Origin of the sequence: Saccharopolyspora sp. 6M (genome assembly GCF_020176775.1) — a bacterium.
GTDB classification, from domain to species: domain Bacteria; phylum Actinomycetota; class Actinomycetes; order Mycobacteriales; family Pseudonocardiaceae; genus Saccharopolyspora_C; species Saccharopolyspora_C gregorii.
On the sequence record NZ_JAIUJZ010000151.1, the window covers coordinates 1 to 8,631 of the forward strand.

The 8,631-nt window shown below is 71.8% G+C and carries 6 protein-coding genes and 1 pseudogene; 3 read left to right on the plus strand and 4 right to left on the minus strand.

What is annotated here, in order from left to right; genetic code table 11:
• A pseudogene (locus LCD31_RS19795) lies at nucleotides 1-482 on the plus strand (hypothetical protein); the annotation flags it as partial.
• A 236-nt stretch (nucleotides 483-718) separates the two neighbouring features.
• Here the strand turns inward: LCD31_RS19795 and LCD31_RS19800 are convergent.
• Complete coding sequence (locus LCD31_RS19800; RefSeq protein WP_224960125.1) at nucleotides 719-1,405, minus strand: response regulator transcription factor; 687 nt, start codon at nucleotides 1,403-1,405, stop codon at nucleotides 719-721.
• Between the two features lie 33 nt (nucleotides 1,406-1,438).
• Nucleotides 1,439-2,059 carry an L-threonylcarbamoyladenylate synthase gene (locus LCD31_RS19805; RefSeq protein ID WP_224960126.1) on the minus strand — a complete coding sequence of 207 codons (621 nt, stop codon included), beginning with the start codon at nucleotides 2,057-2,059 and terminating at the stop codon, nucleotides 1,439-1,441.
• Between the two features lie 181 nt (nucleotides 2,060-2,240).
• Here LCD31_RS19805 and LCD31_RS19810 point away from each other — a divergent pair, with 181 nt between their 5' ends.
• Nucleotides 2,241-3,659 (plus strand): hypothetical protein, encoded by a 1,419-nt coding sequence (locus tag LCD31_RS19810; RefSeq protein WP_224960128.1) that lies wholly within the window; start codon nucleotides 2,241-2,243, stop codon nucleotides 3,657-3,659.
• Between the two features lie 41 nt (nucleotides 3,660-3,700).
• On the opposite strand, the gene LCD31_RS19815 is transcribed toward LCD31_RS19810, so the two are convergent.
• Nucleotides 3,701-4,378 (minus strand): MBL fold metallo-hydrolase, encoded by a 678-nt coding sequence (locus LCD31_RS19815; RefSeq protein WP_224960130.1) that lies wholly within the window; start codon nucleotides 4,376-4,378, stop codon nucleotides 3,701-3,703.
• A gap of 32 nt (nucleotides 4,379-4,410) precedes the next feature.
• Complete coding sequence (locus LCD31_RS19820) at nucleotides 4,411-5,181, minus strand: maleylpyruvate isomerase family mycothiol-dependent enzyme (protein ID WP_224960132.1); 771 nt, start codon at nucleotides 5,179-5,181, stop codon at nucleotides 4,411-4,413.
• 461 nt (nucleotides 5,182-5,642) lie between these two features.
• Here LCD31_RS19820 and uvrA point away from each other — a divergent pair, with 461 nt between their 5' ends.
• The gene (gene uvrA, locus LCD31_RS19825) at nucleotides 5,643-8,504 is read left to right on the plus strand and encodes an excinuclease ABC subunit UvrA (RefSeq protein WP_224960134.1); all 2,862 of its coding nucleotides are present in this window, start codon (nucleotides 5,643-5,645) and stop codon (nucleotides 8,502-8,504) included.
• The last annotated feature ends 127 nt before the right edge of the window (nucleotides 8,505-8,631 follow it).

Sequence of the window (8,631 nt, forward strand, 5' to 3'; positions counted from 1 at the left end):
CCGCCCTCGCGGCCGGTGCCCTGGTGCTCGGACTCGGCGGCGCGGGCACGGCCTTCGCGGCCTCCGCGACACCGGCCCCCGCCCCGGTGCAGGGCGAGCCCATCGAATGCATCCCCGCAGGCGAGCCGGGCGTGCCCCCAGTCGAGGGCGTTCCGTCCGGTGCGCCGGGCGTGGCACCGAGCCAGGACCGCGGGGCGGACGACACCGTGCCGTGCATCCCGGGCGGCCCGCCTTCCGAGGGCGTGCCCGCGCCGATCGAGTGCATCCCGTCGGGTGAGCCGGGTGTCCCGCCGGTGGAGGGAGTCGCGGCCGCGCAGGCCGATGACACCGTCCCGTGCATCCCGGACGGCCCGCCCTCCGAGACCGTGCCCGCGCCGGGCGACACGATCCCGCCGCTGCCGACCGAGCCGGGCCGCCCCGGTGTCCCCTCGGACGCGCCGGGCATCCCGGTGCCCGCGCCGGGCGTCGCCCCGATCGGCTGATCAGGGCCGGCCGTCGCGGCCGGGAGCGGTTCCCGGGAGGACGGTCCCGGGCCGGGGGGGGGGGGGGGGGGGGGGGGGGGGGGGGGGGGGCCGGCGGCCCCCGCCGCCGGGCGGGGGGGGGGCCCGCCGCCGCCGCCCCCCGCCCCCCCGCCCCCCGGCCCCCCGCGCCCCCCCCCCGCCCCCCCCCCCCCCCCCCCCCCCCCCCCCCCCCCCCGCCGTGCGTCGGAGGTGCCCGGTCAGCCCTCGGCGCCGCCGTCCGGCACGAGCCGGTAGCCGTGGCCGCGCACGGTCCGGATGCTGCGCCGCCCGAACGGGTTGTCGATCTTGCGGCGCAGCGCGCTGATGTGCACCTCGACCAGGTTCACGTCCGGATCGGCGGCGAAGTCCCAGCCGCTCTCCAGCAACCGCCGCTTGGACACCACCTGCCCGCCGCCGCGCGCCAGCAGCTCCAGCACCGCGAATTCCTTGCTGGTCAACGAGATGTCCTGGTCGCCGCGAGCGCAGCTGCGCCGCGCCGGGTCCAGCACCAGGTCCCCGACGCGCAGCAGCGGCGGCCGGGCCGTGGCGCGGCGCCGGATCGCGTTGCGCAGCCGGGCCAGCAGCACCACGTACGAGAACGGCTTCGTCACGTAGTCGTCGGCGCCCGAGTCCAGCGCGTCCGCCTCGTCGTACTCCCCGTCCTTCGCGGTGAGCATGATGATCGGCGTCCAGTCCTCCGCCGCGCGCAGCCGCTCGCACACCCGGTAGCCGTTGAGGCCGGGCAGCATGATGTCCAGCAGGATCGCCGCGTACTCGGTGTCGGCGGCGAGCCGCAGCGCATCGAGACCGTCGCCGGTGACGTCCACCGCCCAGCCCTCGGCTTCCAGCCCCGTGCGCAGCGCCTCCGCCACACGACGTTCATCTTCGACGACGAGCACCCGCATGCCGATCAGCATGCCAGCCCGCCGGACGCCGGTTCACTCGAACCGCTCGGGGTCCCCCGCGCCGTACCGCACGACCTCCGCTTCGCCGCTGGAGAAGTCGACGACCGTGGTCGGTTCGGTGCCGCAGTCGCCGGAGTCCAGCACCGCGTCCACCTCGTGGTCCAGCCGTTCCTTGATGTCCCAGCCCTGGGTGAGCGGCTCCTCCTCGTCGGGCAGCAGCAGCGTGCTCGACAACAGCGGTTCGCCGAGCTGCGCCAGCAGCGCCTGCGCGGTGACGTGCTGCGGGATGCGGATGCCGACCGTCTTCTTCTTCGGGTGCATCAACCGCCGCGGCACCTCCTTGGTGGCGGGGAGGATGAAGGTGTAGCTGCCGGGAGTGCTGGCCTTGATCGCCCGGAACACCGAGTTGTCGATGTGCACGAACTGGCCCAGCTGCGCGAAGTTCTCGCACACCAGCGTGAAGTGGTGCCGGTCGTCGAGCTTGCGGATGGTCTTGATCCGCTCCACGCCGTCCTTGTTGTCCAGCCCGGTCCCGAGGGCGAAGCAGGAGTCGGTGGGATACGCGATCACCCCGCCGGACCGGATGAGGTCGACCGCCTGGCCGAGCGTGCGGCGCTGCGGGTTGTCCGGGTGCACGTCGTAGTACCTCGCCATCCACCGAGCCTAGGATCACCGGCCGCCGTCCGACAGGGCGGGCCGCGATGAGACCCGGATCGGCGGGGCATCGGACTGCTCTGATCGAGCGGCCGCCAGATCGGTGGTCGTCCGTAGCGGATCTTGTTGGTGTTGTGCGAGCCGTCGTAGCGTCCCATCTGATCGGGGAGGACGGGGATTCATGGATTTCGGTGCGGTGATGCGTGCGCTCGGCATCTCGGGGAATCTGACTCTGGTCTCATCGCGGGAACTGGTCGACAAGGTGAATCGGGCGGCGCTTCGCTTCGAGCGGAAAGAGCAGAAGCAGATCTTCCGGTACCGCAAGTGGCCCGTTCCGGTGACAGTCCCGGACGTGCTGCCCACCGCCCCGGTCCACGTTCTGCGGGAGGTCGGGGTCGCGACCACCTTCTTCGACGATCCGGTCTTCGCTGACGCGGCGAGGCTGTGGGCGCAGCTCCGCTACTGCGCGACCCTCGCCCCGCACCGCGGGCGCATGACGTTGTCGGCCACGGCGGCCAGTTCCGTTGTGCACCACCACAAGGTCGCCCAATCCGAATACCTGGGTATCGGGCTGGCGTTGTTCGTCGCTCGGCATGTGCTGAGCGAGCAGTATCCCGGATTGGACTTTCAGGCAGTGGATGCCGACGTCGCGCTCCGCTCGGGGATTCCCGGAGTGGGGGCGGTGCGCCAGGCGAGCGGTGTCCGAGTTCGCCCGGACTACTTCCTGATCGGCCACCCGCGCAACGGTGGCGCGGTCAAGATCGTAGTCCTGGAGTGCAAGGGCAATCACGGCAACGAGTCGCTCGCGGTCGATCAACTGGCGAAGGCGTGCGTCCAGGTCCGGTCGGTGGAGATCGCTGGTCGCGGTTGCCTGCCGTCACTCATGGTCGCGTCGTGTCTGCGGCAGTCCGGCATCACCGTGCACGTGCTCGACCCTCCGGGAGAGGACGAGCTGTGGTCGGGTAGCGCCGACGAGCTGGAACGCGAGTTGAACGAGGAACTCGGCGAGGTTCCGGAACCGTTCACGTCCGAACGGCCGGGATCCGAACAGCAGGACGACGCCGTCGACGAGCTGGCCCTGTTCGACCGGACACTTCCTGTCGATGTCGAGGAGTCCGATACGTCCTTTCCTGCAGAAGCGAGGGTCCTCAAAATCCCGCAGGCGAGCCAGAAGTGGTTCTCCCACGCGCTCGCGCGTTTCGGCGCGGCCTCGGCATTGCTGTTCGCGGGTGCGGGCCGGACTGCGGCCACGTACCGGCCGCCTCCTCCACGCGGGGGGTTCACCGGCCTCGACGAGCAGAGCTCGGCCTCGGGCGACGACGCGGCCACGGCGTTTGATCTCGGCGGCGGCCTGCACGTGATGGGTACCCGCTCGGTGCTTCCACTGCCGGATGGCGGGCGGTTCGTGGTGCACCGCGGCCTCGAATCCGGATTGTACGAGCAGCTCGCGGGTCAGCGGCTTGGTTCGTACCTGCGTTCGGCACCCGGAGTCGAGGAGCGTTGGCGGAACGGCATCCCCGATGAGGAGTTCGCTCGCGACGCCGTCTCCGTCGGGTCTGACGGCACGGTTCTCGCGGTGTCCCTGGACCGTGGCCGGTGAGGAACACATCGGTCGTTCGCGCCTGCGCGAAGCGGGTCGGTTCACCAGCCGCGTTCGCGCCACTCCGCGAGGTGGGGGCGCTGCTCGCCTAGGGTCGAGTCGTCGCCGTGGCCCGGGTAGAACCAGGTGTCGTCCGGGAGCTCGGCGAAGATCCGGTTCTCCACGTCGTCGAGCAGCGAGGTGAAGTCCGCGGGCGAGCCGGTCTTGCCGACGCCGCCGGGGAACAGCGAGTCCCCGGTGAACAGGTGCGGGTGCCCGGCCGGGTCCCGGTACAGCAGCGCGATCGAGCCGGGCGTGTGCCCGCGCAGGTGGATGACCTGCAGCTCGGCGTCGCCGACCGGCACCACGTCGCCGTGCTGGACCAGGCGGTCCGGCGGCACCGGCAGTTCCCCGGCGTCGGCGGGGTGCGCCAGCGTGTAGCAGCCGGTCTGGCCCGCGACCGCGCCCAGCGCCTGCCAGTGGTCGCCGTGCTGGTGGGTGGTGACGATGGTGCGCAGCCGCGGCCGGTCGTCGTCGTGACCCAGCAGGTCGGCGAGCCGCTCCGAATCGTTCGCCGCGTCGATCAGCAGCGCGTCCCCGGTGCCGCGGCAGGTCAGCAGGTACGCGTTGTTGTCCATCGGGCCGACCGACACCTTGGTGATGGTCAACGCGTCCAGGACCCGCTTGGCGGGGGCGCCGCCGGGTTCGACATGGCCGGTGTACTGCTCGTATGCCTCCACGTGCGAAGCGTATCGCTCGGCGGCGCCGCCCCTCACAGCCACACCGGCAGCGCCGGGGCGTCCCCTTCCAGCGGCTCGGGACCGGTGCGGCCGAGCAGCCAGCCGAGCATCGGGCCGGGGCGCCCGCGCACCTGGGCGGGCGGGGAGGTGGTGCCGCGCAGCTCCCAGGTGCGGGTGCGGCCGTCGTCGAAGTCGACCACCACCGTCACCGCGGGCACGTCGGGCCTGCCGCCGAACTGCTGCACCACGTCCTCCAGCAGCTGCTCGGCGTCCGCTTTGGGGACCTCGTCGAAGCCGACGCCGCCGTCGAGGTCCACCAGGTGCACCCACAGCTCCAGCAGCCGCTTGCGCAGCACGTGGTGGGCGGGCATCGGTTCGCGTCCCACGACCTCCGCGTCCCACGCCGAGGCGGGCAGGGTGCGGACGGCGTGCGCGAACCGGCCGTGCGAGGCCACCACGTCCTCCACCAGCAGCCGGTGCCCGCGCACCGCACCCTCCTGGATGTCGGCGTCGCGGTCGGCGGGGCTGGCGTACATGGGGTGCTCGGCGCCGGTCCTGGCCCAGATCAGCAGGTTCAGCAGCCCGTCGGCGTTGCGGGCCAGGTGGGTGAGCACGTGCGCGCGGGTCCAGCCCGGCAGCAGGCTGGGCCGTCGCACGCTCGCGTCGTCCAGCTCCTCGCTCACCTGGAGCAGGCGCTGCGTGCTGCGTTCGATCGCGGACAGGGCGGCGGTGACCTGTTCGGTCGAGTGCGCGGCTCCGGCGGGCACGGGGGTGCCGCCGGCGCCGAGAACGGTGTCAGCCATCGGATTCCTTGATGTGTGCAGGAAATTCTCCGGACACGGCAGGGGAGTACCCGAGAGTAGGGGTACAGGCGCGTCCCCCGACAGTGCCCAATCCGGGGGAATTTGCGTATGGTCGCGCACAGGCGTGCTAAGGGGCGGCCCGGAATACTGCGCGCCGCTGCGCGTTGCACCCCTGAGCAGGGCGTGACCAGGGGCGACGCGGAACTGTCGGGGGTGCGGCATAGCATGGCCGCGCGACGTCCGAACACCGCTGAGCGCGGCCGCGCCGATACCCTCGGTGCTGCGCCCGCGCCCGAATCACGCCGGGCCGACCAGGGGCTCCACCCCGCACGGGCACGACGACCCGGCGATGCGGTGGGGAACCCCGTCCGAGTCGCCCGCGGGCCTGCGGTGACCGATGCCGTGGCCCGGTGCCGGCGGGCGCGTCCACCGAACCGGCGAGAACTTCCGAAAGGATCACAGTGGCCGACCGCCTCGTCGTCCGCGGCGCCCGCGAGCACAACCTGCGCGGGATCGACATCGACCTGCCGCGCGACAGCCTGATCGTGTTCACCGGTCTGTCCGGCTCCGGAAAGTCCAGCCTGGCCTTCGACACCATCTTCGCCGAGGGCCAGCGCCGCTACGTGGAGTCGCTGTCGGCGTACGCGCGGCAGTTCCTGGGGCAGATGGACAAGCCCGACGTGGACTTCATCGAAGGCCTGTCCCCGGCGGTGTCCATCGACCAGAAGTCGACCAGCCGCAACCCGCGCTCCACGGTGGGCACCATCACCGAGGTCTACGACTACCTGCGGCTGCTGTACGCCCGCGCGGGCAAACCGCACTGCCCGACCTGCGGCGAACCGATCAGCAAGCAGACCCCGCAGCAGATCGTCGACCAGGTGCTGGCGATGCCGGAGCGCACCAAGTTCCAGGTGCTGGCGCCGGTCATCCGCGGCCGCAAGGGCGAGTACGTCGACCTCTTCGAGCAGCTGCAGTCGCAGGGCTACGCCCGGGCGAGGGTGGACGGCGAGGTGTACCAGCTGGAGTCCCCGCCGAAGCTGAAGAAGCAGGAGAAGCACGACATCGCCGTCGTGGTCGACCGGCTCACCGTCAAGGCGAACGCGAAGCAGCGGCTCACCGACTCGGTGGAGACCGCGCTGCGGCTCGCCGACGGGCTGGTGCTGCTGGAGTTCGTCGACGTCGACGAGGACTCCCCGGAGCGGGAGCGGAAGTTCTCCGAGAACCTGGCCTGCCCGAACGGCCACCCGCTGGGCGTGGACGAGCTGGAGCCGCGCTCGTTCTCGTTCAACTCCCCGTACGGCGCCTGCACCGAGTGCGCCGGTCTCGGCATCCGCAAGGAGGTCGACCCGGAGCTCGTGGTGCCCGACGAGGAGCTGTCCCTCGGCGAGGGCGCCATCGCGCCGTGGGCCGGCGGGCACACCGCCGAGTACTTCACCCGGCTGCTCACCTCGCTGTCCGAATCGGTCGGGTTCCGGATGGACACCCCGTGGAACCGGTTGCCCACCAAGGTGAAGAAGGCGGTGCTGCACGGCACCGACGACCAGGTGCACGTGCGGTACAAGAACCGCTACGGGCGGCAGCGCTCGTACTACGCCTCCTACGAGGGCGTCATCCCGTTCCTGGAGCGGCGCCTGGAGCAGACCGAGTCGGACTACGCCCGCGAGAAGTACGAGGGCTACATGCGGGACGTGCCGTGCCCCGCGTGCGACGGGACCCGGCTGAAGCCGGAGATCCTCGCGGTCACCATGGAGAACCCGGCGCACGGCGAGCTGTCCATCGCCGAGGTCAGCGCGCTGAGCGTGCGCGAGTGCGCGTCGTTCCTGAACTCGCTGGTGCTGGGCCACCGCGAGGAGATGATCGCGGGCCGGGTGCTCAAGGAGGTGCAGGCCCGGCTCGGGTTCCTGCTCGACGTGGGCTTGGACTACCTGTCGCTGTCCCGCGCGGCGGGCACCCTCTCCGGTGGTGAGGCGCAGCGCATCCGGCTGGCCACCCAGATCGGTTCCGGCCTGGTCGGCGTGCTGTACGTGCTGGACGAGCCGTCGATCGGCCTGCACCAGCGGGACAACCACCGGCTGCTGGAGACGCTGAGCAGGCTGCGGGACCTGGGCAACACGCTCATCGTCGTCGAGCACGACGAGGACACCGTGCGCAGCGCCGACTGGGTGGTCGACATCGGTCCGGGCGCGGGCGAGCACGGCGGGAAGGTCGTGCACAGCGGCCCGTACAAGGAGCTGCTGGACAACGAGTCCTCCCTCACCGGCGACTACCTGGCCCGGCGCAAGGCCATCCCGATGCCCGCGGCGCGGCGCAAGCGTGACCCGAAGCGGCAGCTGACCGTGGTCGGCGCCCGCGAGCACAACCTCCGCAAGATCGACGTGTCGTTCCCGCTGGGCTGCCTGGTCTCGGTCACCGGCGTGTCCGGTTCCGGGAAGTCCACGCTGGTCAACGACATCCTCGCCTCGGTGCTGGCGAACAAGCTCAACGGCGCGCGGCAGGTGCCGGGCAGGCACACCCGGATCAAGGGCGTGGACCTGGTGGACAAGCTCGTGCAGGTCGACCAGTCCGCGATCGGCCGCACCCCGCGGTCCAACCCGGCCACCTACACCGGCGTGTTCGACCGCATCCGCAAGCTGTTCGCCGAGACCACCGAGGCGAAGGTCCGCGGCTACCAGCCGGGCCGGTTCTCGTTCAACGTCAAGGGCGGGCGCTGCGAGGCGTGCGCGGGCGACGGCACGCTGAAGATCGAGATGAACTTCCTGCCGGACGTGTACGTGCCGTGCGAGGTGTGCAAGGGCGCCCGCTACAACCGCGAGACCCTGGAAGTGCACTACAAGGGCAAGTCGATCGCCGAGGTGCTGGACCTGCCGATCGAGCAGGCCGCCGAGTTCTTCGAGCCGATCAAGTCGATCCACCGCTACCTGAGCACCCTGGTGGACGTCGGGCTCGGCTACGTGCGGCTCGGCCAGCCGGCGCCGACCCTGTCCGGCGGCGAGGCGCAGCGGGTGAAGCTGGCCAGCGAGCTGCAGAAGCGCTCCACCGGCCAGACCGTCTACATCCTCGACGAGCCGACGACGGGCCTGCACTTCGAGGACATCCGCAAGCTGCTCGGCGTGGTCAACGGCCTGGTGGACAAGGGCAACACGGTGATCGTCATCGAGCACAACCTGGACGTCATCAAGGCCTCCGACTGGCTGCTCGACCTCGGCCCCGAGGGCGGTTCCGGCGGCGGCACCCTCGTCGCCCAGGGGACTCCGGAGCAAGTCGCCGAAGTCGAGGAGAGCTACACGGGCCGCTTCCTGGCCCCGATCCTCGCGGAGGGGTGAGCGGACCCGGGGGGGGGGCGCGGGGCCGGCCGGGCGGCGGCCCGGGGGCGCCCCCCCCGCCGCCCCCCCCGGGGGGGCGCGGGGGGGCCGGGGGGGGACTGCCCCGCCCGCTGGGGCGGCCCGGAAC

Excerpts from the sequence above, each read along its gene's own strand:
- LCD31_RS19800 (WP_224960125.1), bottom strand. The coding sequence starts at position 1,405 with ATGCGGGTGCTCGTCGTCGAAGATGAACGTCGTGTGGCGGAGGCGCTG.
- LCD31_RS19805 (WP_224960126.1), bottom strand. The coding sequence starts at position 2,059 with ATGGCGAGGTACTACGACGTGCACCCGGACAACCCGCAGCGCCGCACG.
- LCD31_RS19810 (WP_224960128.1), top strand. The coding sequence starts at position 2,241 with ATGGATTTCGGTGCGGTGATGCGTGCGCTCGGCATCTCGGGGAATCTG.
- LCD31_RS19820 (WP_224960132.1), bottom strand. The coding sequence starts at position 5,181 with ATGGCTGACACCGTTCTCGGCGCCGGCGGCACCCCCGTGCCCGCCGGA.